This window comes from Pseudomonas flexibilis (genome assembly GCF_000806415.1).
GTDB classification, from domain to species: domain Bacteria; phylum Pseudomonadota; class Gammaproteobacteria; order Pseudomonadales; family Pseudomonadaceae; genus Serpens; species Serpens flexibilis.
This window is the reverse complement of the sequence record NZ_JTAK01000002.1, coordinates 611,816-634,599: the sequence shown is the minus strand read 5'-3', so window position 1 is coordinate 634,599 and position 22,784 is coordinate 611,816. Positions and strand designations below refer to the sequence as shown.

Below are 22,784 nucleotides of genomic sequence, written 5' to 3'. Positions count from 1 at the left end.
ATAGCCAAACCCCGGAAACGACAAAGCCCCGCATCTGCAGGGCTTTGTGTATTGAAAGTGGCGGTGAGGGTGGGATTCGAACCCACGATACGGTTTCCCGTATACACACTTTCCAGGCGTGCTCCTTCAACCGCTCGGACACCTCACCGGATCTCGATCGAGGCGTTCACCCCGTCGAGGCCCGCTAATCTAGTCGAGTGTTTTTCCAAAAGCAAATTTTATTTTTCATTTTCTTCATTTTTTTCATGCGCTTAGGGTTCCATCCGAACACTGGGGCTGGCGAGACGGGTGGAACGGCGTCCCGCATGACCCACCGGTCGGTCACCGTGCTTTACCTGACCGCCGCGGCTGGTTAACGTCAGCGCCACTGCCAACAAGGAACCCGCCATGAGTGAGCTGATCTCCTACGAATTCGCCGACGGCATCGCCACCCTCACCCTGAACAACGGCAAGGTGAATGCGATTTCCCCGGCCATGGTTGCCGCCTTCAATGCCGCGCTGGATCGCGCCGAGCAGGATCGCGCGGTGGTCATCTTCACCGGCCAGCCGGGCATTCTTTCGGGCGGCTACGACCTCAAGGTCATGACCTCCAGTCCGCAGAACGCCCTGGATCTGGTCGCCTCCGGCTCGACTCTGGCGCGCCGCATGCTGGCCCACCCCTACCCGATCATCGCCGCCTGCCCGGGCCACGCGGTGGCCAAGGGCGCCTTCCTGCTGCTGTCCTCGGACTACCGCATCGGCGTCAAGGGGCCGTTCAATATCGGGCTCAACGAAGTGCAGATCGGCATGACCATGCACCATGTGGGCATCGAGCTGTCCCGCGACCGGCTGAGCAAGGCGGCCTTCCAGCGCTCGGTGATCAATGGCGAGATGTTCGATCCGCAGGGCGCCCTGGACGCGGGTTTCCTGGATCGCGTGGTCGAGCCGGAGGCGCTGATGGCTACCGCCCGCGAGGTAGCCGGCCAGTTACTGAAGATCAACATGAAGGCCCACCGCCAGACCAAGCTGAAGGTACGCAAGGACCTGCTGGAAACCCTCGACAAGGCCATCGAACTGGACAAGCAGTACGGCTTCTGAACCCAAGCAGGGGCCGGTCGACGGCCCCTGCTCTTCGCCTTTCGCCTGATTTGCCCGGCTCAATGGACATCCGTACACTGAGCCGCCCGAATCGCCACGAGCCTGTCCATGTTGTCTGCTCTGCGCCTGTTCCTGCTGTGCGCCTACTCCGCCCTGGCCAGTCTGACTGGCCTATTCCTGTGCCTCCTGCATCCCTTCAACCCGGAGAATACGCGGCGCTGCGCCCGTCTGTTCGCGCTGCCCAGCCAGCGTTTCCTGGGCATCCGGGTGGATGCCGATATCGAGGAACTGAACAAGCCTGATCAGGCCTGCGTGATCGTCGCCAACCATCAGTCCAACTACGACCTGTTCGTACTGGGCGGCGTAGTGCCGCCGCGCACGGTGAGCCTTGGCAAGAAGAGCCTGAAGTGGATTCCGCTGTTCGGCCAGCTCTACTGGCTGGCCGGCAACGTGCTGCTCGACCGCGGCAACGCCATCCGCGCCAAGCAGGCCATGCTGACCACCACCGAAGCCCTGCGCGACCGGCAAGTATCCATCTGGGTATTCCCCGAAGGCACCCGCAACGCCGGGACCGAGCTGCTGCCCTTCAAGAAGGGCGCGTTCCAGATGGCGATTGCCGCCGGCGCCCCCATCGTGCCGGTGTGCGTCAGCCGTTATACCGAGCTGCTGGACCTGAACCGGCCGGAAAGCGTGCGGGTGAAGGTACGCGCGCTGCCAGCCATCGCCACCACCGGACTGACGCTTGACGACATGCCGGCGCTGATGGAGCGCTGCCGTGCACGCATGAGCACGGTGATCGATGAACTGAGCGCCGAGACGGCGGCTGCACTCCCCTCAGCCGCCGGCCACTGACCTCGCCGCTCAAGCCGGCTGCGGGTCCCGGCCCTGGGCGACGAAGCGCAGCATCCACTCGCCCACCGCCTTGCCGTGGTGGGACTCCTGCAGACTGCCCAGCGCCTGTTGATACAGGACCTCGCCAAGCATGTCCTGGCGAGCATCGAGCAGCGCCTTCGAATAATCGACGACGAATTCCGGGTGGCCCTGGAAGCAGAGCACGCGGTCGTCGATGCGGAAGGCCGCGACCGGGCAGAACTCGCTGGAGGCCAGGACAGTGGCGTTCTCCGGCAGACGGGTGACCTGGTCGCGGTGGCTGATCAGCAGGGACAGGTCTTCCAGCGCCGGCTGCATCCAGGGCTCGCGATTCTCCAGGCGGTACTGGTGCAGCCCGACCCCCCAGCCCTGCTGCGCACGTTCGGTCTGGCCGCCCAGCAGCAGCGCCAGCAGCTGATGGCCGAAGCAGATGCCCAGCAGCTTGTCGCCCTTTTCATAACGCTTGAGCAGGTAGTCCTTGAGGGTCTGGATCCAGGGGTCGGTGCCGAAGGAGTCGGCCTTGCTGCCGGTGACCAGGTAGGCGTCGTAGTGCCGATCCTCGGGCGGGTACTGGCCGTCCACGACGTTGAAGGTCTCGAACTCGGCCTCGATGGGCTGGTCCGTGAACAACTGCTTGAACATGTGGCCGTAGCCGACAAAAGTGTCCGCCAGCTCCGGACGCAGGTGATCGGTTTCGAGGATGCAGATACGCAGGGGCATGAGGGGTTACTCGAAAGACAGTGCGGTGCGCCCTCTTTCTACCAGATGCCCCAGGCCCGCCGCCACTCCTGGCGACGGGCCCCGCGCACTAGAACTGCCCGCCTGTGGCCGCCTTGTCCAGCAGCAGGGACGGCGGCGCGAACCGCTCGCCATGTCGCTCCGCCAGCTCGCGGGCACGGGCGACGAACCGCGCCACGCCGTACTGGTTGATGAACTGCAGCGCCCCGCCGCTCCAGGCGGCGAAGCCGATGCCGAACACCGAGCCGATATTGGCGTCGGCGACCGAGGTCAGCACGCCTTCCTCCAGGCACCGAACCGTCTCGATGGCCTGGATGAACAGCAGACGGTCGCGAACCTCCTGCGCCTGCGGCTGCTGCGCGGACTCGGCGAAGGCCTCCTTGAGGCCGGGCCACAGCTGTTTCCTGCCACCGGCGGGATAGTCATAGAAGCCGCCGCCGGCCGCCTTGCCGGGGCGCTGGTGGCGCTCCAGCATCGCATCGATCACGACGAAGGCCGGGTGCTCGGGGATCGACTTGCCCTCCTCGGCGAGATCGGCGCGGGTCTGCGCGCGAATATGCGCCATCAGGCTCAGCGAGACCTCGTCCGAGACCGCCAGCGGCCCAACCGGCATGCCGGCCTGGCGCGCCTGGTTCTCGATCATCGCCGCGCTGACGCCCTCGCCCAGCATGGCCAACCCCTCGTTGGTATAGGTGCCGAACACCCGCGAGGTGAAGAAGCCACGGCTGTCGTTGACCACGATGGGCGTCTTGCGGATCTGCTGCACGAAGTCGAAGGCGCGGGCCAGCGTCTCGTCGCTGGTCTGCTCGCCACGGATGATCTCCACCAGCGGCATCTTGTCCACCGGACTGAAGAAGTGCAGGCCGACAAACCTTTCCGGATGCTGCACCGCCCGGGCCAGCCCGGTGATCGGCAGGGTCGAGGTGTTCGAGGCGATTACCGCATCGGGCAGCGCGGCGGCTTCGGCCGCGGCGGTCACCCGGCCTTTCAGCTCGCGGTTCTCGAACACCGCCTCGATGACCAGGTCGCAGCCGGCGAAGTCCGCTTCGTCATTAGTGGTGCGAATGCGCGCCAGGAAAGCCTCGCGCTCGTCCGCCGTCAGGTGGCCACGACTCAGCTTCTTGTCGAGCAGGCCGGCGGAGTATGCCTTGCCCTTCTCCGCCGCCTCGACGGACACATCCTTGAGCACCACCTCGACCCCGGCGGCCGCGCTCACGTACGCGATCCCGGCGCCCATCATGCCGGCGCCCAGCACACCGACCTTGCCCACCTGACGGCGCTCTGGCGCGGACGGCCGGGACCGGCCGGCATTGATCTCGTTGAGCTGGAACCAGAAGGCGCCGATCATGTTCTTGGCCACCTGCCCGGTGGCCAGCTCGGTGAAGTAGCGGGTTTCGATCAGCTCGGCGGTGGCAAAGTCCACCTGGGCGCCTTCAACGGCGGCGCAGAGGATCTTCTCCGGCGCCGGGAAACAGCCCTTGGTCTTGTCCTGCAGCATGGCCGGGGCAATCGCCAGCATCTGCGCCACGCCCGGGTGGCTCGGGGTTCCGCCGGGCAGCTTGTAGCCCTTGGCGTCCCAGGGCTGCGTGGCCTCGGGGTTGGCGAGGATCCAGGTGCGGGCCTGGGACAGCAGCGCCTCGCGACTGCCCACCACTTCATGCAGCAGGCCGGCTTTCAGCGCCTCGCGGGGGCGCAGCTTCTTGCCTTCCAGCAGGAACGGCAGGGCCTTTTCGATGCCCAGCAGGCGCACCGTACGTACGATGCCGCCGCCGCCCGGCAGCAGACCCAGGGTGACCTCCGGCAGGCCGAGCTGCACGTCCGGCGCGTCCAGGGCGATACGGTGCTGGCAGGCCAGGCAGATTTCCCAGCCGCCGCCCAGGGCGGAACCGTTGATCGCGGCGACCACCGGCTTGCCGAGGGTTTCCAGGCGGCGCAGCTGCTGCTTGAGCAGTTGCACCATGCGGAAGAAGGGTTCGGCATCGGCACGGGTAACCGCGACCAGCTCGTTGAGGTCGCCGCCGGCAAAGAAGGTCTTCTTCGCCGAGGTGAGAATGACGCCGGCGATCTGCTCACGCTCTGCTTCCAGGCGCTCAAGGGTCTCGGCCATCGCGGCGCGGTAGGTGGCGTTCATGGTGTTGGCGCTCTGCCCGGGCATGTCCAGGGTCAGCAGGACGATGCCGTCGGCGCCGGCTTCGTAGCGAATGGCTTGGCTCATGGCGTTCTCCCTGCTCAGACCCGTTCGATGATGGTGGCGATGCCCATGCCGCCACCCACGCAGAGCGTGGCCAGCCCGTAGCGCAGCTGGCGGCGCTCCAGCTCATCGAGCAGCGTGGCGAGAATGATGCAGCCCGTGGCGCCCAGCGGGTGGCCCATGGCGATGGCGCCGCCGTTGACGTTGACCTTCTCCTCCGGTACGCGCAGTTCTTTCATGAACTTGAGCACCACCGAGGCGAACGCCTCGTTGACCTCAAACAGGTCGATATCGTCGATGGAGAGCCCGGACTTGGCCAGTGCCTTGCGGGTGGCCGGCGCCGGGCCGGTGAGCATGATGGTCGGGTCGCTGCCGGTCATCGCCGTGGCGATGATGCGGCCGCGCGGCGCCAGCCCCAGCTGGCGCCCCTTGGCTTCGCTGCCGACCAGCATGAGCGCGGCGCCGTCTACGATGCCCGAGCTGTTGCCCGGCGTGTGCACATGGTTGATGCGCTCCACCTGGCTGTACTTGCGCAGCGCGGTGGCATCGAAGCCCATCTGTCCCATCATTTCGAAGCTGGGCTTGAGTTTGCCCAGCCCTTCCAGGCTGGTATCGGGGCGGATGAACTCGTCGTGATCGAGCAGCACCAGGCCATTCTGGTCGGTGACCGGCACCAGCGTGCGCTCGAAAAGGTTGTCGCGCCGCGCCTGTGCCGCCTTCTGCTGGGAGCGCAGGGCAAAGGCATCGACATCCTCGCGACTGAAGCCTTCCAGGGTGGCGATCAGGTCGGCGCCAATGCCCTGGGGCACGAACTGACACGCGAGGTTGGTGGCCGGGTCCAGCGCCCAGGCGCCGCCATCGGAGCCCATCGGTACCCGCGACATGGACTCCACGCCACCCGCCACCACCAGGTCCTCGAAGCCGGAACGCACCTTCATGGCCGCCATATTGACCGCCTCCAGACCCGAGGCGCAGAAACGGTTGAGCTGTACGCCGGCGACCCGCTCGTCCCAGCCGGCGACCAGCGCGGCGGTCTTGGCGATGTCGGCGCCCTGGTCGCCAACCGGCGTCACGCAGCCGAGCAGGATGTCGTCCACCTCGGCGGTGTCCAGGTCGTTGCGTGCTCGCAGGCTGCGCAGCAGTCCGGCGGCCAGGTCCACCGGCTTGACGCTGTACAGCGCGCCGTCCGGCTTGCCCTTGCCGCGCGGCGTACGCACCGCGTCGAAAATCCAGGCATCGGTCATAGGTTGTCTCTCTTGTTGTAGGTGCCGACGATGCGGCGCTCGTCCTACCTTAGCCGCGGCGAGCCGTTGGGCAATGACCAATGCGCTCAGCCGGGTTGACGGCAGTGCTCAGATGAATGGCGGCTTGCAGCGCAGCGTCTGGAACGCCCTTCCTGCCTGCGGCAAGGCGGGTGTACGCCAACCGGCAGAACCCCGTAGAAGTCCGGCGAGTCGAAGCGAGGGTGCCAACAACAAGAATCGAGGCCCCGATCATGCGCAAATCGTCGAAGAAACTGCGCGATGCCGGATTCATCCTGGCCGGCGTCACCCTGGTGCTGGTGCTGCCCAATCTGCCGCGTCTGTTCAGTTGAGGCGCAGGGCCGGCAGCAACCAGGCCAGCAGCACGGGCAACAGCAGCAGCGCCAGCAGCGTGGAACAGAGCACCAGGCTGGCCACCTCCTCCGGCGAACGGTTGGCGCGCAGCGCGAACAGGTAGTTGAACACCCCGACCGGCATGGCCGCCTGCAGGACCAGCACCCCGAGGGTCAGGGCCGGCACGCCCAACGCGGTGCCGACCAGCCAGGCCAGCAGCGCACCGCTGCCCACCCGCAAGCCCCCCAGCACCAGGCCCTGGGCCAGGTGGCGCACGCGAATGGTGGCCAGCGAGACACCGAGGGTCAGCAGCATCAACGGAATGGTCATGCCGCCCAGCAGGTCCAGGCTGTTCTGCAGCCAGCGCGGCAGCTGCAGCTCCAGAAACACCACCGGCAAGGCCAGCGCGACGCTGAGCAGGGTGGGATTGAGCAAGGCCTTTTTCAGGGAACGCTCGCCCGAGAACAGCTCACCCAGGCTGAACTGACTGACGCTGAGCACGATGAAGAAGGCCACCGCCAGCGCCAGCCCCGGCTCGCCAAAGGCATACAGACAAATGGGCAAGCCGAGGTTTCCAGTGTTGGAGAACAGGAAGGCAGGCACCAGGATGCGCCAGTCCTTGCGCAGCAGGCGACTGATCAGCCAACCCGTGGCGCCCATCAGCAGGGTCACCAGCACGCAAGCAAACACCATCTCCAGGAAGGCATCGGGTTCGATACGCGTGCGGGTAAGCGCGGAGAGCACCAGCGCGGGCGTACCAATGCGCAGGGTGAGCTGAGCAATGAAGGAGGAGGGAAACTCCTGGCCACTGCGGGCCCAGCCGTAGCCGATACCCGCCGTGATCAGCACCGGAGCCAGAATGGCGAACAGTTCGGCCAGCATGACGACACCCGCGAAAAAACCGCGCGATGCTATCACGCCGCGGGAGTATGCTGGCAGGGACATCAGTAGCCGGAGGTTCCCATGCGCTCATGGTTTCTCGCTGCCACCCTGCTCGCCGGCGGCCCTGCAGTGGCCGGCCCCATCGATCACTCTGCCGCAGTGGCGGCCATGGCCGGGCCAAGCGCCGTGCTGATCGATGTGCGCACCAGCCAGGAATTCGCCGCGGGTGCGCTGCCAGGGGCGCAGCACATTCCGCATTTCCGCATTGCCGAGGGCATTGCCGCCGTAGCGCCCGACAAGGACACACCCATCGTGCTCTACTGCCGCAGCGGGCGGCGCTCGTCCCTGGCGCAGGAGCGCCTGCTCGAGATGGGCTACCGCCACGTGATCAATGCCGGCGGCTACCAGGACTTTGGCGTGCGGCTCGCCGAACGCTGAGTCCAGCGCGTACAAACGAAACGGGGCGCCCTGCGGCGCCCCGTTTCGTTGTCATCACCCCTTCACTGGAACAGCGCCTCGCTCGACAGGCCGTTCTTTTCGAGGATTTCCCGCAGACGTTTTAGCGCCTCCACCTGGATCTGCCGAACCCGCTCACGGGTCAGGCCGATTTCCTGCCCAACCTCCTCCAACGTGCTGCTTTCATGGCCGCGCAGGCCGAAGCGGCGGATCACCACTTCACGCTGCTTCTCGGTCAGGTCCGACAGCCAGGCATCGATGCTCTGGGACAGGTCATCGTCCTGAAGCAGCTCGCACGGGTCGGAGGGACGGTCGTCAGTCAGGGTATCGAGCAGGGTCTTGTCGGAATCCGGCCCCAGCGACACGTCCACGGACGTCACCCGCTCGTTGAGGCCCAGCATGCGCTTGACCTCGGAGACCGGGCGCTCCAGCAGGTTGGCGATGTCTTCGGCGGATGGTTCGTGGTCGAGTTTCTGCGTCAGCTCGCGGGCGGCCCGCAGGTAGACGTTGAGCTCCTTGACGACGTGGATCGGCAGGCGAATCGTTCGGGTCTGGTTCATGATGGCCCGTTCGATGGTCTGGCGAATCCACCAGGTGGCGTAGGTGGAGAAGCGGAACCCGCGTTCGGGATCGAACTTCTCCACCGCACGGATGAGACCGAGGTTCCCCTCCTCGATCAGATCGAGCAGCGACAGGCCTCGATTGACGTAGCGACGGGCGATCTTGACCACCAGGCGCAGGTTGCTTTCGATCATGCGCTTGCGCCCGGCTGGGTCGCCCCGCTGGGCCAGCCGCGCGAAGTAGACCTCTTCTTCGGGAGTCAGAAGAGGTGAGAAACCGATTTCATTGAGATAGAGCTGCGTGGCATCGAGTGCCCGACTATAGTCGATGTGCTTGTGCTGCCTGGCTGAAGATGTCGCCGGTTTGATCCTGGCGCTGACGAAGGACTTCTCGTTCTCCTCGACTTCATCGAGAACAAGGGCCGGCTCCAGCAGGAGCACTTCGTCGTCGACATCAAACTCAGGCGCTTCTTTTTTGAGTGCCATTGTTATTGTCCCTTACTGAGTTCGACAACAGCTCAGATGCACTTTCCCTAGTACACCAGAGCCCATCCGCTCGCGGGATGGGCTGCGGATCAACGCCGCGGTAGATACTGCAGTGGATCGACAGGTTTGCCCTGACGGCGAATCTCGAAGTGGAGCTTCACCCGGTCAGTACCCGTCGAGCCCATTTCCGCAATGGTCTGCCCGGCTTTGACCTGCTGTCCCTCCCGCACCAACAGCCTACGGTTGTGGCCGTAGGCGCTCACATACACATCGTCATGCTTGATGATCAACAGCTCGCCGTAGCCCCGCAAACCACTCCCGGCGTACACCACCATGCCATCCGATGCGGCGAAAACAGGCTGTCCCAATTCCCCGGCGATATCAATGCCTTTATTCAAACTACCGTTTGGAGCAAAGCGCCCAACCATAGTTCCCGCCGTTGGCCATGTCCAGGCGGTTGCTGACCGACTCGCCGGGGGGCGTGACGGCGTCGGCGGCACGCTGGGCCGGGCAACCGCAGCGGGACTGGGTTTGGATACCGGCGGAGGGCTGGGCGGGGGCGACGGCTTGGTAACCGGCTGCACAGGAGCACGGGGGCGTGGCGCCGCGCTTGCCGTCTGTCGGGAAGTTTCGCCCTTGAGAGGACCGTCAAAGCGAATGTAATCACCCGGGCGCAACAGATAGGGCGCACCGATGCCGTTGTGAACGGCGAGCGTCTTCCAGTCCCAGCCGAAGCGGAAGGCGATCGAGTAGAGCGTGTCACCCGGGCGAACCAGATAGCGACCGCGACGCAAGGGTTCGCGCATGTAGGCGCTCTGGTTGCGGTCGATGACCTGCACCCCGCCAGGGGGAGACGAGGCGCAACCGCCCAGCAGCCCGGCGACCAGCACGGCTCCGCCGATCAGCAGTCCGAGGTAGCCTGGCTTCGCTCGCTTCAAGCCGACCTCCTGCGCTTCATCAGTCCGCCAGGCCCGGACGAACAGGGGCGGTACGGCGGCCCAGCCATTCGATGCCCAGCACCAGCACGATGGCCAGCACAGCCAACGACAGGGCGAGCAGCACCTGGGGATCCTGGCCGCTGAGGGCGGCGTAACGCTCCGGCAACAGGTTTTCCTGCAGCAAAGGGTAGGACTCACCCCGGCTGTTGGTCTGCCAGGTCAGCGTCTGCTTCCAGGGCCAGACCTTGCCGAGGGACCCGAGGATGATGCCGGCCAGGAAGGCCAGCGTCAGGTCGCGGACGCGTTCCAGCAGCCAGCTGAGCAGGCGGGAAAAGCTCATCAGGCCCAGCAGGCAACCCAGCGCAAAGACCGCCAGCACCGGCAGGTCGAAGCTCTTGAGCGCGCCGAGCACCGCTGGGTAAAGCCCCAGCAGCACCAGGATGAAACTGCCCGAGATGCCCGGCAGGATCATCGCGCAGATAGCCAGGGCACCGGCGAAGAACAGGGTCACGGGATCAGCGGTCAGCTGCAGCGGCGCCGCCAGGGTGATCCAGATGGCGAAGGCAGTGCCGGCGACCAGCCCCAGCAGCCGGTCCCAGCGCCAGAGGGACACTTCGCGCCCCACCAGCCAGACCGAAACCATCACCAGTCCGAAGAAGAACGACCACAGCGGTATGGGGTGATGCTCCATCAGGTAGCTGATGCCCTTGGCCAGGCTGAAGATACTGGTGGCAATGCCCAGCAGCAGAACCAGCAGGAAGCTGGCATCGCAGGCCTGCCAGGCCTGGCCGATGCGACCGCGCACGAACAGCCCCAGTGCCTGGGGCGTGGCGGCCAGTGCGGCCAGCAGCCGGTCGTAGATGCCGGTGATCAGCGCCATGGTGCCGCCGGAAAAGCCGGGTACCACGTCCACGGCGCCCATGGCCATTCCCTTGATGTACAACAGAAACGCGTCTTTCATGTGTCGTCCATGCAAATCAGGCCAGCGGCCCGCTGAGAAGAGGCACGAAGCGGACCGGGTCGAGCACCTGGCGGACAAAGCCCTGCTCCTCCCGGGTGATCAGCAGAAGCTGTTGATCATGACCATTGCCGCCCACCGGAATCACCAGTCGGCCACCCGGTGCCAACTGATCCAGCAGGGCCTGCGGCACCTGCGAGGCTGCCGCGGTGACCAGGATGCCGTTGTACGGCGCCAGCGCATACCAGCCTTCCCAGCCATCGCCCCAGCGAAAGACCACGTTGCGCAATTCCAGTTCTTGCAAGCGGTCCTTGGCGCGGTCCTGCAGCGCCTGGATGCGCTCCACGGAGAATACCCGTTCCACCAGCTGGGCCAGTACCGCCGTCTGGTAGCCGGAGCCGGTGCCGATCTCCAGCACCTTGTCCAGCGGGCCGGCGGCCAGCAGCAGCTCGGTCATCCGTCCGACGATATAGGGCTGGGAAATGGTCTGGTTATGGCCGATCGGCAGCGCGGTGTCCTCGTAGGCGCGATGCGCCAGGGCCTCGTCGACGAACAGGTGGCGCGGCGTGCGACGAATCACTTCCAGCACCCGTGGATCGGACAGGCCTTCTTCGTACAGGCGCTGGATCAGACGTTCCCGCGTGCGCTGCGAAGTCATCCCGATGCCGCGATGGGAGAGGCGTGGCTCGCGGTTGATCACAACAAATCCTCCAGCCAGGTATCGAGCCCCTTGAAGGCCTCATGAAAGGTGCGGTCCAGCTGCAACGGCGTGACCGAAACATAACCCTGCATCACCGCGTGGAAATCGGTGCCCGGACCGCCGTCTTCCGCGTCGCCGGCCACCGAGATCCAGTAGCCTTCCTTGCCACGCGGATTGACCACCTTCACTGGCGGCGCAGCGCAGGCACGGTGCCCCAGACGGGTCAGGCGGATGCCCCGGATATGCCCCAGCGGCAGGTTCGGGATGTTCACACTGAGCACCGTGCGCGGCGGCAGATCAAGCCGGTGATGATTGGCGACCAGGGTGCGCGCGATATGCGCCGCGCTCGGCAGGTTGTCCGGGCTACGCGACAGCAGGGAAAAGGCGAAGGCGGGCTTGCCGGTGAAACGACCCTCGATGGCGGCCGCCACCGTGCCGGAGTAAAGCACATCGTCCCCGAGGTTGGCGCCCAGGTTGATGCCGGACACCACCAGGTCAGGCTTGTCCTCGAGCAGGCCGTTGAGGCCCAGGTGCACGCAGTCGGTGGGCGTGCCGTCCACGCCGATAAAACCGTTGGGCATGCGCTGCGGGTGCAGAGGACGGTCGAGCGTCAGCGAACTGCTGGCGCCGCTCATGTCGCGCATCGGCGCGACCACCGTACAGTCGGCATAGTCGGCCAGGGCATCGTGCAGCGCGACCAGGCCCGGCGCATGCACCCCGTCGTCGTTGGCAATCAGAATACGCATGAAGAATCCGTCGGCCCCGCCGGGATCAGCTCGAGCAGCTCGCGCACCACAGCGGTGGCGAAGCAGCCGGACGGCAGGACGAAGCTCAGTTGCAGAATGTCAGGGGCCGGATAATGCCACGCCAGGCCGACGATGGGGAGGCGCAGGATACGCCGCTCCTGCGCCATGGCCGCCTGTTGCAGCCAGGCGCAGAGCTCGCTTTCGCGCGCCGCCAACTCCTGCTCCAGCTTTCCGGTCGCGCCCGCGGCGGGCGTCTCCCCCTCGCCCCACAGCGGACCGGTGGGATGCAGGTCCAGGATGGCCAGGCGCGGATCGCTGCACTCCGCCTCGCCGGCGGGAAAGAAGCTGCGGCTGTCGGTGAAGGCCAGCAGATCACCCACCTGCGCGCGGTTCCAGGTCCCGTTGGCAACCCGCGCGGCCAGTGCCCGGTTGAACAGATAACTGCGCGCCGCAGACAGCAGGCGCGAGCGCAGGTTGCGCTGCACCGGAAGCTCCTGCCGGGCGGCGAACTCGCGCGCCTGCGCGACATTGCCGCCGTCGAAGCCGAAACGCTGCAAGCCGAAGTAATTCGGCACACCCTCGGCCTGGATGCGCAGCAGGCGCTGCTCCAGTGCCTCGCGGTCAGCCTGCAGGTGGGTCAGGCGCAGGGTGAAGCCGTTGGCGGCATGGGCACCGCGCTGCAGTTTGCGGCTGTGACGGACCTGCTTGAGCAGGCGCAGGCTGTCGTCCTCGGCGGCGCTCAGATCGGGATCGGTCTTGCCCGGCAGGTGCAGGCTGAACCACTGGCGCGTCAGCGCCTGGCGGTCCTTGAGGCCGGCATAGCTGACGGCCTTGATCGGCAGGCGCGCGGCCTTGGCGATGCGCCGCGCGGCATCCTCGGTATTCAGATTGCGCTTCTCGACCCACAGCCAGAGGTGCTCGCCGCTGCCGCTGAGCGGGATGTCCAGCACTTCGTCGACCTGGAAGTCCTCGGCGGTTTCCTTCAGCAGCGCGCTGCCGCAGGGCTCACCATGGGCGCGAGGCCCGAGCAGATCGGTCTCGGTCATAGCGGCAGCAGCAGGGCCACCGCATGCACGGCGATACCTTCCTCACGGCCGGTGAAACCGAGCTTCTCGGTGGTGGTCGCCTTGACGTTCACCTGATCCAGCTCCACCTGCAGATCCTCGGCGATGCGTTCGCGCATGACCTGGATATGCGGCGCCATCTTGGGCGCCTGGGCGATGATGGTGGCATCCACGTTGCCGACCTGCCAGCCCTTCTCGCGCACCAGCTTGACCACATGGCGCAGCAACACGCGGCTGTCGGCGCCCTTGAAGGTCGGGTCGGTATCCGGGAAGTGCTTGCCGATGTCGCCCAGGGCGACCGCACCGAGTAGCGCGTCGCTCAGCGCGTGCAGCACGACATCGCCATCGGAATGGGCAACCAGCCCGAACTTGTGGGGAATCCGCACTCCGCCAAGGGTGATGAAATCGCCCTCGCCGAAGCGGTGAACGTCGTAGCCGTGGCCGATACGCATGAAGAAACGCCCTGGAGAAAAACAGGGCGTGATTCTACCCGACTCGGCTATCAGGCGCTCGGCTGCGCCAGGTGTTGGGCGTGATAGCGCAGGTGATCCTCGATGAAACTGGCCACGAAGTAATAACTGTGGTCGTAACCGGGCTGGCGACGCAGCGTCAGGGGGTAGCCGCTGGTCTCGGCGCTGGCCCTGAGCACCTCGGGCTTGAGCTGCAGATCAACAAATTCGTCATCCTCCCCCTGGTCCACCAGAATGGGCAGACGCTCGCAGTCCTTGCCGCGGGTGGCGGCGATCAGCGCGCAGGCATCCCAGGGCTTCCAGGTTGCGTGATCGTCTCCCAGCAGGTGGGTGAAGGCCTTCTCCCCCCAGGGGCTGCTGATCGGATTGCCAATGGGCGCAAAGGCCGAGACCGAGCGGTAGCGTCCGGGGTTGCGCAGCGCACAGACCATCGCACCATGACCGCCCATGGAGTGGCCACTGATGGCGCGCAGCTCCGATACCGGGAACTCGGCCTCGATCAGCGCGGGCAGCTCCCGCACCACGTAGTCGTGCATGCGGTAATGCTGAGCCCAGGGGTGTTGGGTCGCATCCACATAGAAGCCGGCACCCAGGCCGAAGTCCCAGGCGCCCTCCGGATCATCGGGCACACCGGGGCCGCGCGGGCTGGTGTCGGGCGTCACCAGCACCAGGCCGAGCTCCGCCGCCAGCCGCTGCGCACCGGCCTTGTGCATGAAGTTCTCGTCCGTGCAGGTCAGGCCGGACAGCCAGTACACCACCGGCAACTTCGCACCCCGCACGGCCTGGGGCGGCAGGTAGATGCCGAATACCATCTCGCAGTCGAGGGTGCGGGAACGATGGCGGTATCGCTTGTTCCAGCCACCGAAGCACTTGTTGCTGGAAAGGAGTTCAAGGGTCATGCCGATGCCTCGTGCAGTCGAGGTGGAGGCGGCGCCTGGCGGCGACGGCTCCACGCCCACGAATCAGAAGTGAATGACGGTACGAATGCTCTTGCCTTCGTGCATCAGCTCGAAAGCCTCATTGATCTTGTCCAGCGGCAGGTTGTGGGTAATGAAGGTGTCCAGCGGGATCTCGCCGCGCTGCGCCTTTTCCACATAGCCGGGCAGTTCGGTACGGCCCTTGACGCCGCCGAACGCCGAACCGCGCCAGACCCGGCCAGTGACCAGCTGGAACGGACGGGTGCTGATTTCCGCGCCCGCCGGGGCCACGCCGATGATGGTGGACTCCCCCCAGCCCTTGTGGCAGCACTCCAGCGCGGCGCGCATCAGCTGCACATTGCCGACACATTCGAAGCTGTAGTCGACACCACCGTCGGTCATCTCGACCACCACGTTCTGGATCGGCTTGTCGTAGTCCTGGGGATTGACGCAGTCGGTGGCGCCCAGCTCGCGGGCGATGGCGAACTTGGCGGGGTTGATGTCGATGGCGATGATGCGGCTGGCCTTGGCCATCTTGGCGCCGATGATCGCCGCCAGGCCGATGCCGCCCAGCCCGAAGATGGCCACCGTGGAACCCTCCTCGACCTTGGCGGTGTTGAGCACCGCGCCAATACCGGTGGTCACGCCACAGCCCAGTAGGCAGACCTTTTCCAGGGGGGCTTCCTTGGGGATCTTCGCCACCGAGACCTCGGGTAGCACGGTGTACTCCGAGAAGGTCGAGCAGCCCATGTAGTGGTAGACCGGCTGGCCCTGGTAGCTGAAACGCGTGGTGCCATCGGGCATCAGGCCCTTGCCTTGCGTCTCGCGCACCGCGCTGCACAGATTGGTCTTGCCGGACGTGCAGAACTTGCAAGCCCCGCATTCGGCGGTATAGAGCGGAATCACATGATCACCGACTGCCACCGAGGTGACACCCTCGCCCACCGCTTCCACGATGCCTCCCCCTTCGTGACCTAGAATGCAGGGGAACACGCCTTCGGAGTCCTGCCCCGAAAGCGTGTAGGCATCGGTGTGGCAGACCCCGGTGGCGACGATGCGCACCAGCACTTCGCCGGCGCGGGGTGGCTCCACATCCACTTCAACGATCTGCAGGGGCTGATTGGCGGCGAAGGCAACCGCGGCGCGTGAGCGGATGGTCATGAGCATGCTCCAGAGGCGTTTATGGCGTTAGAGCATATCAGCCTTCCGAGACGCCCCGGGGAAACCTGGCTCTTCGGCCCGCTGAACATGAAAGGAGACCCCCATGCTCATTCAGGTTCACAGCAACCACAGCATCGACGTCAGCCAGGGTCTGGAGGACCGCGTGCGCGCTTCGCTGGAAAGCACGCTGAACCGCTTCGACAACTACCTGACCCGCCTGCAGGTGCATCTGCACGACGAGAACGGCGGCAAGGGCGGCGCCCAGGACAAGCGCTGCCAGATCGAGGCACGACTGAAGAATCATGATCCGTTGTCGGTGACCCACAAGGCCGACTCCCTCGAACTGGCCATCACGGGGGCCACCACCAAGCTGGGCAACGCGCTGGACCATCTGATCGGCAAGCATCAACTGTGAATCTTTCTTGACCTCAAAGGAGATGCGTCATGGCTGCGTTGCTCACCCGCGAATCCCTTCGCCAATTGCTGACCGAAAGCGCCACCCCCTGCCTTTCCCTCTACCAGCCGACCCACCGCACCTTCCCCGAACGGGAACAGGACCCGATCCGCTTCAAGGCCCTGATCCGCCAGTTGGAGAGCATGCTGCGCGAGCGCAAGGATGTCAGCGAACCGCTCATCGAGGATCTGCTCAAGCCCTTGCGCACCCTGGCCCAGGCCCAGGAATTCTGGAACCACAGTCTGGACGGACTGGCCGCCTTCAGTGCACCCGGTCATTTCCAGGTGTTTCACCTGCAACGCCGCGTTCCCGAACTGGCGGTGGTCAATGATCGCCCCAGCATTCGCCCACTGGTGCGCATCGTGCAATCGGCCGACCGCTACCAGATCCTCTGCCTGACCCTGGAGCGGGTGCGCCTGTATGAAGGCAACCGCGATGGCATCAGCCGCGTACCGCTGGCCGAAGGCGTCCCGGAAACGCTGGAAGCGGCGCTGGGCAGCGAGCTGACCGAGAAAGGCCAGAGCGGACTGCCCCAGGGTTACGGTCGCGCCAGCGAGCGAGCCGGCTCGATGCACGCCGAAAGCGGCGGTTCCGGCAAGCAGGACGAGATCAACAGCGATCGCGAGCGCTTCTTCCGCCTGTTGGACAAGGCCATCCTGGAACATCACAGCCGCCCCACCGAGCTGCCACTGCTGCTGGCCGCGCTACCGGATAACCAGGCGATGTTCCGCGCGCTCAGCCGCAACGAGTTCCTACTGCCGGAAGGCATACCGCTGGACCCCGGCCTGCTCAATGACCAGCAATTGCGGGACAAGAGCTGGCAGGTGATGCAGCCGCGCTACCTGAAGCGCCTGGAGGGCTTGGTGGGGCAGTTCCAGGCATTGGCCAACCGGGGGCAGTCCAGCGACCAGCTCAACCTGATCGCCCAAGCCACCCGTGAAGGGCGGGTATCCACCCTGCTGGTGGAAGCCGATCGCAAGATCCCCGGCCATGCCGACCAGAGCGCCGGCCAGGCGCTGGAGGTGGACAGCGAGCAAAGCAACTGCGCGGACCTGCTGGAGGAACTGGCCAGCTGGACGATCCAACAGGGGGGTGAGGTCGTGGTGGTGCCGCAGGAACGCATGCCGACCCGCAGCGGGGCGGCGGCGATCTACCGGTATTAGCCACCGCACACGGCCGATGTCGCTGGCGTAGGGTGGACAATGCTTTGCTTGTCCACCACCGGCCTGCACCTTTCGGTGGGTAATCGCTGCGCGAGTTACCCACCCTACGGGGCTGGCCATGTCGCGTTGGCCACCCTGGTGCCAACGCCGTGCCGGCGGTCGGAACAGCGCCGAGCGCCCTACGCTCGCCTCATCGGCCCCAGCGCTGGGCCAGCCACTGCAGGTCTTCGGGGCGGGTGACCTTGAGGTTGTCGGCGCGCCCTTCCACCAGGCGCGGCGCCAGTCCGGCCCATTCCATGGCCGAAGCCTCGTCGGTGACTGCGACACCAGCCACCCGGGCATCGGCCAGTGCGTGCTGCAGCGGCGCCAGGCGGAACATCTGCGGCGTGTAGGCCTGCCAGATCACCGAGCGGTCGACGGTTTCCCGCACCCGCCCGTCCGGGCCGGCGCGCTTGAGCGTGTCGCGCGCGGGTACCGCCAGCAGGCCGCCCACCGGGTCGTCGGCCAACACCGCCAACAGGTTGTCCAGGTCGCTGCGCGCCAGGTTGGGCCGCGCGGCGTCATGCACCAGCACCCAGTCGTCCTCCCCGGCGCCCAGCTCGACCAGCCGAAGCAGGGCATTGAACACCGAATCAGCGCGCTCGCTGCCGCCCGGCGCGCGGTGAATGCGCAGATCCCGGGCGCAGGACAGCTGCGGCCAGAACGGATCATCCTCGGCCAGGCTGACCACCACACCCTTGAGGCCGGGATGGTCGAGAAAGCAGGCCAGGGTATGTTCGAGGATCGTGCGGCCGGCCAGCGCCAGGTATTGCTTGGGACGGTCGGCGCGCATGCGGCTGCCGATGCCGGCGGCGGGAATCACGGCCCAGAAGGCCGGCAGGGAGTCAGACATCATTCCGTCAACTGAAAGAGGGTTTCGCCCTCTTTGACCATGCCCAGTTCATGTCGCGCCCGCTCTTCCACGGTTTCCATGCCCTGCTTGAGCTCCCTGACCTCGGCTTCGAGGATGCGATTGCGTTCCAGCAGGCGGGCGTTCTCGCTGCGCTGGGCCTCGATCTGCCGGTTCATGTCGCGAATCTGCGCCACGCCGCCATCGCCCAGCCACAAGCGGTACTGCAGGCCGGCCAGCAGCAGAAGCAGTACAGCAAAAAGCAGGTAGAAAGGTCTCAACATGAATCGGCCCAGCCAGAGTGAGGGGCTAAGGTAATGCGTGCATGCCCGGACGGCTAGGCCCGCCCCCACAAAAGCGGCGACCGGCAAAGACCTGTAGGAGCGACTTCAGTCGCGAGCTTTTGGGGCGACCGGCTAGGGGCGACCGGCTAGGCGCGGCCGGCCAGGCTAGACCTCGCACAAAGCATCGCGGCTGAAGCCGCTCCTACAAAGATCCACGCCCACACATACAAAAAGGGCAGCCTGCGCTGCCCTTTTTCACCGTCGGCGATCAGCCACGGAACTCGGCGCGGCCCTTGTACGGAGCCTTGCCGCCCAACTGCTCTTCGATACGCAGCAGCTGGTTGTACTTGGACACACGGTCGGAACGGCACAGGGAACCGGTCTTGATCTGACCGGCGGCAGTGCCCACGGCCAGGTCGGCGATGGTGCTGTCCTCGGTCTCACCGGAACGGTGCGAGATCACCGCGGTGAAGCCGGCGGCCTTGGCCATCTGGATGGCTTCCAGGGTCTCGGTCAGCGAGCCGATCTGGTTGAACTTGATCAGGATCGAGTTGCCGATCTTCTCTTCGATGCCGCGCTTGAGGATCTTGGTGTTGGTGACGAACAGGTCGTCGCCGACCAGTTGCACCTTGGCGCCGATCTTGTCGGTCAGCACCTTCCAGCCGGCCCAGTCGGATTCGTCCATGCCGTCTTCGATGGAGATGATCGGGTAGCGCTGGGTCAGGCCGGCCAGGTAGTCGGCGAAGCCTTCGGCGCTGAACACCTTGCCTTCACCGGCCAGGTCGTACTGGCCATCCTTGTAGAACTCGGACGACGCGCAGTCCAGGGCCAGGGTGATGTCGGTGCCCAGCTTGTAGCCGGCGTTGGCCACGGCTTCGGCGATGGCGGCCAGGGCATCTTCGTTGGAGGCCAGGTTCGGCGCAAAGCCACCTTCGTCGCCGACGGCGGTGTTCAGGCCACGGGCCTTCAGCACGGCTTTCAGGTGATGGAAGATCTCGGCGCCCATGCGCAGCGCGTCGGCGAAGGTCTTGGCGCCTACCGGCTGGACCATGAATTCCTGGATGTCGACGTTGTTGTCGGCATGCTCGCCGCCGTTGATGATGTTCATCATCGGCACCGGCATGGAATAGACGCCGGGGGTGCCGTTCAGGTCGGCGATATGCGCGTACAGCGGAATGCCCTTGGCCTTGGCAGCGGCCTTGGCGGCGGCCAGGGAGACCGCCAGGATGGCGTTGGCGCCCAGCTTGGCCTTGTTCTCGGTACCGTCCAGCTCGATCATTGCGCGGTCCAGGGCCTTCTGGTCGGCCGGGTCCTTGCCCAGCAGCAGGTCACGGATCGGCCCATTGACGTTGGCCACGGCCTTCAGCACGCCCTTGCCCAAGTAACGGCTCTTGTCGCCATCGCGCAGCTCGAGCGCTTCGCGCGAACCGGTGGAGGCGCCGGACGGGGCGCACGCGCTGCCCACGATACCATTGTCGAGAATCACGTCGGCTTCCACGGTCGGGTTACCGCGGGAGTCCAGGACTTCGCGGCCCTTGATGTCGACGATTTTTGCCATGCTTGCTAACACTCCAGTGAAAGGGGCTTGGGCGAGCGCCTCAAGCGGTCTCGATAGCGGGGAATTGCTTGATCAGGTCGTCCAGCTGCTTGAGCTGGGTGAGGAAGGCTTCCAGCTTGTTCAGGCGCAGAGCACAGGGACCGTCGCACTTGGCGTTGTCCGGGTCCGGATGGGCTTCCAGGAACAGGCCGGCCAGGCCTTGCGACAGACCGGCCTTGGCCAGGTCGGTGACCTGGGCGCGGCGGCCGCCGGCGGAGTCGGCACGACCACCCGGCATTTGCAGCGCGTGGGTCACGTCGAAGAACACCGGGTACTCGAACTGCTTCATGATGCCGAAGCCGAGCATGTCCACGACCAGGTTGTTATAGCCGAAGCTGGAGCCGCGCTCGCAGAGGATCAGCTGATCGTTACCGGCCTCCTCGCACTTGCGCAGGATGTGCTTCATCTCCTGCGGGGCGAGGAACTGGGCCTTCTTGATATTGATCACCGCGCCGGTCTTGGCCATGGCCACCACCAGGTCGGTCTGGCGCGACAGGAAGGCCGGCAGCTGGATGATGTCGCACACCTCGGCCACCGGGGCGGCTTGGTAGGGTTCGTGCACATCGGTGAGTACCGGCACGCCGAAGGTCTTCTTCACTTCCTCGAAGATCTTCATGCCCTCTTCCAGGCCCGGGCCGCGGAAGGAGGTGATCGAGGAGCGGTTGGCCTTGTCGAAGCTGGCCTTGAACACGTAGGGAATGCCGAGCTTCTCGGTCACCCGCACGTACTCCTCGCAGGCCTGCATCGCCAGGTCGCGGGACTCCAGCACGTTGATGCCGCCGAACAGCACGAACGGCTTGTCGTTGGCGATCTCGATGTTACCGACGCGGATGATCTTCTGGGTCATGCCTTGTTCGCCTTGTATTCCAGCGCGGCGTTGACGAAGCCACTGAACAGCGGGTGGCCGTCACGCGGGGTGGAGGTGAATTCCGGGTGGAACTGGCAGGCCACGAACCACGGATGGTTCGGTGCTTCCACCACTTCGACCAGCGCGCCGTCCATCGAGCGGCCGGAGACCTTAAGGCCGGCCTGGGTCAGCTGCGGCAGCAGGTTGTTGTTCACTTCGTAGCGGTGGCGGTGACGCTCTTCGATCACCTCGGCGCCATAGGCCTGGGCCACCTTCGAGCCGGCTTCCAGACGGCATTCCTGCGCGCCCAGGCGCATGGTGCCGCCCAGATCGGAGGCGTCGGTACGGGTTTCCACGGCGCCGGTCGCGTCCTGCCATTCGGTGATCAGGCCGACCACCGGGTGCTGGCTGGACTTGTCGAATTCGGTGGAGTTGGCGTCGCTCCAGCCCAGCACGTTGCGGGCGTATTCGATGACCGCCACCTGCATGCCCAGGCAGATACCCAGGTAGGGGATCTTGTTTTCGCGGGCGTACTGCACGGTCTTGATCTTGCCTTCCACGCCGCGCAGACCGAAGCCACCAGGAACCAGGATGGCGTCGACGCCTTCCAGCAGGCCGGTGCCTTGGTTCTCGATGTCTTCGGAATCGATGTAGCGCAGATTGACCTTGGTGCGGCTCTGGATGCCGGCGTGGTTCAGCGCCTCGATCAGCGACTTGTAGGCGTCCAGCAGCTCCATGTACTTGCCGACCATGGCGATGGTGACGTCCTTCTCCGGATGCAGCTTGGCGTCGACCACGCGCTCCCATTCGGACAGGTCGGCGCTGTCGCACTCCAGACCGAAGCGCTCGAGCACGTAGTCGTCCAGGCCCTGGGCATGCAGGATGCCGGGGATGCGATAGATGGTGTCGGCGTCCGGCAGGCTGATCACCGCGCGCTCTTCCACGTTGGTGAACAGGGCGATCTTGCGGCGCGAGGAGACGTCGATGGGCTGTTCGGAGCGGCAGACAAGCACGTCCGGCTGCAGGCCAATGGAGCGCAGCTCCTTGACGGAATGCTGGGTCGGCTTGGTCTTGGTCTCGCCGGCGGTGGCGATGTACGGCACCAGGGTCAGGTGCATCAGCATGGCGCGCTTGGCGCCCACTTCCACGCGCAACTGGCGGATCGCTTCCAGGAACGGCTGGGATTCGATGTCACCCACTGTGCCGCCGATTTCCACCAGGGCCACGTCGGCGTCGCCGGCGCCCTTGATCACCCGGCGCTTGATCTCGTCGGTGATGTGCGGAATCACCTGGATGGTGGCGCCCAGATAGTCACCCCGGCGCTCCTTGCGCAGCACGTCGGCGTAGACGCGGCCGGTGGTGAAGTTGTTGTTCTGGGTCATCCGGGTGCGGATGAAGCGCTCGTAGTGGCCCAGGTCCAGGTCGGTTTCGGCGCCGTCGTGGGTGACGAAGACCTCACCGTGCTGGAACGGGCTCATGGTGCCCGGGTCCACGTTGATGTAGGGGTCCAGCTTCAGCATGGTGACCTTCAGGCCCCGCGCCTCCAGGATGGCCGCCAATGAAGCCGAGGCGATGCCTTTCCCCAATGAAGAAACAACACCACCCGTGACGAAGATGTAGCGCGTCATGAAAAACCCTAGAAGTCTGCGTTAGTAAGCGGCCGGCGCCGCGGGGTAAGCGAAGGAGCGATTGCGCAATGCGACAATAGCCAGCTACCACGGGTTCCGGAGGAAGCCGCAGA

General features: G+C 65.5%; 23 protein-coding genes and 1 tRNA gene. 5 read left to right on the top strand and 19 right to left on the bottom strand.

The window, feature by feature from the left end:
- Positions 1–58: 58 nt before the first annotated feature.
- Positions 59–148, bottom strand: a tRNA-Ser gene (locus PT85_RS06740).
- A gap of 239 nt (positions 149–387) precedes the next feature.
- Here PT85_RS06740 and PT85_RS06735 point away from each other — a divergent pair.
- Positions 388–1,077, top strand: a complete 690-nt coding sequence (locus PT85_RS06735; protein ID WP_027589181.1) for a crotonase/enoyl-CoA hydratase family protein — start codon at positions 388–390, stop codon at positions 1,075–1,077.
- Between the two features lie 108 nt (positions 1,078–1,185).
- A complete protein-coding gene (locus PT85_RS06730; protein WP_027589182.1) occupies positions 1,186–1,929 on the top strand; it encodes a lysophospholipid acyltransferase family protein in 744 nt (247 codons plus the stop codon).
- A 9-nt stretch (positions 1,930–1,938) separates the two neighbouring features.
- Here PT85_RS06730 and PT85_RS06725 read toward each other — a convergent pair whose 3' ends face one another.
- The 4 genes from PT85_RS06725 to PT85_RS06710 all read right to left on the bottom strand — a co-directional run bounded on the left by PT85_RS06725 (position 1,939) and on the right by PT85_RS06710 (position 7,353).
- Complete coding sequence (locus tag PT85_RS06725; protein WP_039560209.1) at positions 1,939–2,667, bottom strand: amidotransferase; 729 nt, start codon at positions 2,665–2,667, stop codon at positions 1,939–1,941.
- Between the two features lie 88 nt (positions 2,668–2,755).
- Entirely contained in the window at positions 2,756–4,900 is a 2,145-nt protein-coding gene (locus tag PT85_RS06720) for a 3-hydroxyacyl-CoA dehydrogenase NAD-binding domain-containing protein (RefSeq protein ID WP_039606233.1), read from the bottom strand.
- 14 nt (positions 4,901–4,914) lie between these two features.
- Entirely contained in the window at positions 4,915–6,120 is a 1,206-nt protein-coding gene (locus tag PT85_RS06715) for an acetyl-CoA C-acetyltransferase (RefSeq protein ID WP_039606232.1), read from the bottom strand.
- Positions 6,121–6,462: 342 nt separating this feature from the next.
- Entirely contained in the window at positions 6,463–7,353 is an 891-nt protein-coding gene (locus PT85_RS06710; RefSeq protein ID WP_027589186.1) for an AEC family transporter, read from the bottom strand.
- An 81-nt stretch (positions 7,354–7,434) separates the two neighbouring features.
- On the opposite strand from PT85_RS06710, the gene PT85_RS06705 reads away from it, so the two are divergent.
- Entirely contained in the window at positions 7,435–7,791 is a 357-nt protein-coding gene (locus PT85_RS06705; protein WP_027589187.1) for a rhodanese-like domain-containing protein, read from the top strand.
- 62 nt (positions 7,792–7,853) lie between these two features.
- On the opposite strand, the gene rpoS is transcribed toward PT85_RS06705, so the two are convergent.
- The 9 genes from rpoS to PT85_RS06660 all read right to left on the bottom strand — a co-directional run bounded on the left by rpoS (position 7,854) and on the right by PT85_RS06660 (position 15,809).
- A complete protein-coding gene (rpoS, locus tag PT85_RS06700) occupies positions 7,854–8,855 on the bottom strand; it encodes an RNA polymerase sigma factor RpoS (protein ID WP_027589188.1) in 1,002 nt (333 codons plus the stop codon).
- Between the two features lie 89 nt (positions 8,856–8,944).
- A complete protein-coding gene (locus PT85_RS06695; RefSeq protein WP_027589189.1) occupies positions 8,945–9,793 on the bottom strand; it encodes a peptidoglycan DD-metalloendopeptidase family protein in 849 nt (282 codons plus the stop codon).
- 19 nt (positions 9,794–9,812) lie between these two features.
- Positions 9,813–10,754, bottom strand: coding sequence for a DUF368 domain-containing protein (locus PT85_RS06690; RefSeq protein ID WP_027589190.1), 942 nt, complete (start codon positions 10,752–10,754; stop codon positions 9,813–9,815).
- 16 nt (positions 10,755–10,770) lie between these two features.
- Positions 10,771–11,409, bottom strand: a complete 639-nt coding sequence (locus PT85_RS06685; protein ID WP_052237640.1) for a protein-L-isoaspartate(D-aspartate) O-methyltransferase — start codon at positions 11,407–11,409, stop codon at positions 10,771–10,773.
- Between the two features lie 38 nt (positions 11,410–11,447).
- Positions 11,448–12,197, bottom strand: a complete 750-nt coding sequence (gene surE, locus PT85_RS06680; protein ID WP_039560213.1) for a 5'/3'-nucleotidase SurE — start codon at positions 12,195–12,197, stop codon at positions 11,448–11,450.
- Entirely contained in the window at positions 12,185–13,243 is a 1,059-nt protein-coding gene (gene truD / locus PT85_RS06675) for a tRNA pseudouridine(13) synthase TruD (RefSeq protein ID WP_039560214.1), read from the bottom strand. The genes surE and truD overlap by 13 nt, the downstream gene beginning before the upstream one ends.
- On the bottom strand, positions 13,240–13,713 hold the full coding sequence (ispF, locus tag PT85_RS06670) for a 2-C-methyl-D-erythritol 2,4-cyclodiphosphate synthase (protein WP_027589194.1): 474 nt from the start codon (positions 13,711–13,713) through the stop codon (positions 13,240–13,242). Before ispF ends, truD begins: the two co-directional genes overlap by 4 nt.
- 50 nt (positions 13,714–13,763) lie before the next feature.
- Positions 13,764–14,630, bottom strand: a complete 867-nt coding sequence (gene fghA, locus PT85_RS06665) for an S-formylglutathione hydrolase (protein ID WP_027589195.1) — start codon at positions 14,628–14,630, stop codon at positions 13,764–13,766.
- Between the two features lie 63 nt (positions 14,631–14,693).
- Entirely contained in the window at positions 14,694–15,809 is a 1,116-nt protein-coding gene (locus PT85_RS06660) for an S-(hydroxymethyl)glutathione dehydrogenase/class III alcohol dehydrogenase (protein ID WP_039606231.1), read from the bottom strand.
- Between the two features lie 103 nt (positions 15,810–15,912).
- Here PT85_RS06660 and PT85_RS06655 point away from each other — a divergent pair, with 103 nt between their 5' ends.
- Positions 15,913–16,224: an HPF/RaiA family ribosome-associated protein gene (locus tag PT85_RS06655; protein WP_027589197.1), complete on the top strand. Its 312-nt coding sequence runs from the start codon at positions 15,913–15,915 to the stop codon at positions 16,222–16,224.
- Between the two features lie 29 nt (positions 16,225–16,253).
- Complete coding sequence (locus PT85_RS06650; RefSeq protein WP_027589198.1) at positions 16,254–17,426, top strand: baeRF3 domain-containing protein; 1,173 nt, start codon at positions 16,254–16,256, stop codon at positions 17,424–17,426.
- A gap of 190 nt (positions 17,427–17,616) precedes the next feature.
- Here PT85_RS06650 and ispD read toward each other — a convergent pair whose 3' ends face one another.
- From ispD to PT85_RS06625, 5 genes are all read right to left on the bottom strand, one after another.
- A complete protein-coding gene (gene ispD, locus PT85_RS06645) occupies positions 17,617–18,321 on the bottom strand; it encodes a 2-C-methyl-D-erythritol 4-phosphate cytidylyltransferase (protein ID WP_037008440.1) in 705 nt (234 codons plus the stop codon).
- On the bottom strand, positions 18,318–18,599 hold the full coding sequence (gene ftsB / locus PT85_RS06640) for a cell division protein FtsB (protein ID WP_027589200.1): 282 nt from the start codon (positions 18,597–18,599) through the stop codon (positions 18,318–18,320). The genes ispD and ftsB overlap by 4 nt, the downstream gene beginning before the upstream one ends.
- 268 nt (positions 18,600–18,867) lie before the next feature.
- The gene (gene eno / locus PT85_RS06635) at positions 18,868–20,157 is read right to left on the bottom strand and encodes a phosphopyruvate hydratase (protein WP_027589201.1); all 1,290 of its coding nucleotides are present in this window, start codon (positions 20,155–20,157) and stop codon (positions 18,868–18,870) included.
- Positions 20,158–20,197: 40 nt separating this feature from the next.
- Positions 20,198–21,043 (bottom strand): 3-deoxy-8-phosphooctulonate synthase, encoded by an 846-nt coding sequence (gene kdsA, locus PT85_RS06630; RefSeq protein WP_027589202.1) that lies wholly within the window; start codon positions 21,041–21,043, stop codon positions 20,198–20,200.
- Positions 21,040–22,671 (bottom strand): CTP synthase, encoded by a 1,632-nt coding sequence (locus PT85_RS06625; RefSeq protein WP_027589203.1) that lies wholly within the window; start codon positions 22,669–22,671, stop codon positions 21,040–21,042. The genes kdsA and PT85_RS06625 overlap by 4 nt, the downstream gene beginning before the upstream one ends.
- Between the last annotated feature and the right edge of the window lie 113 nt (positions 22,672–22,784).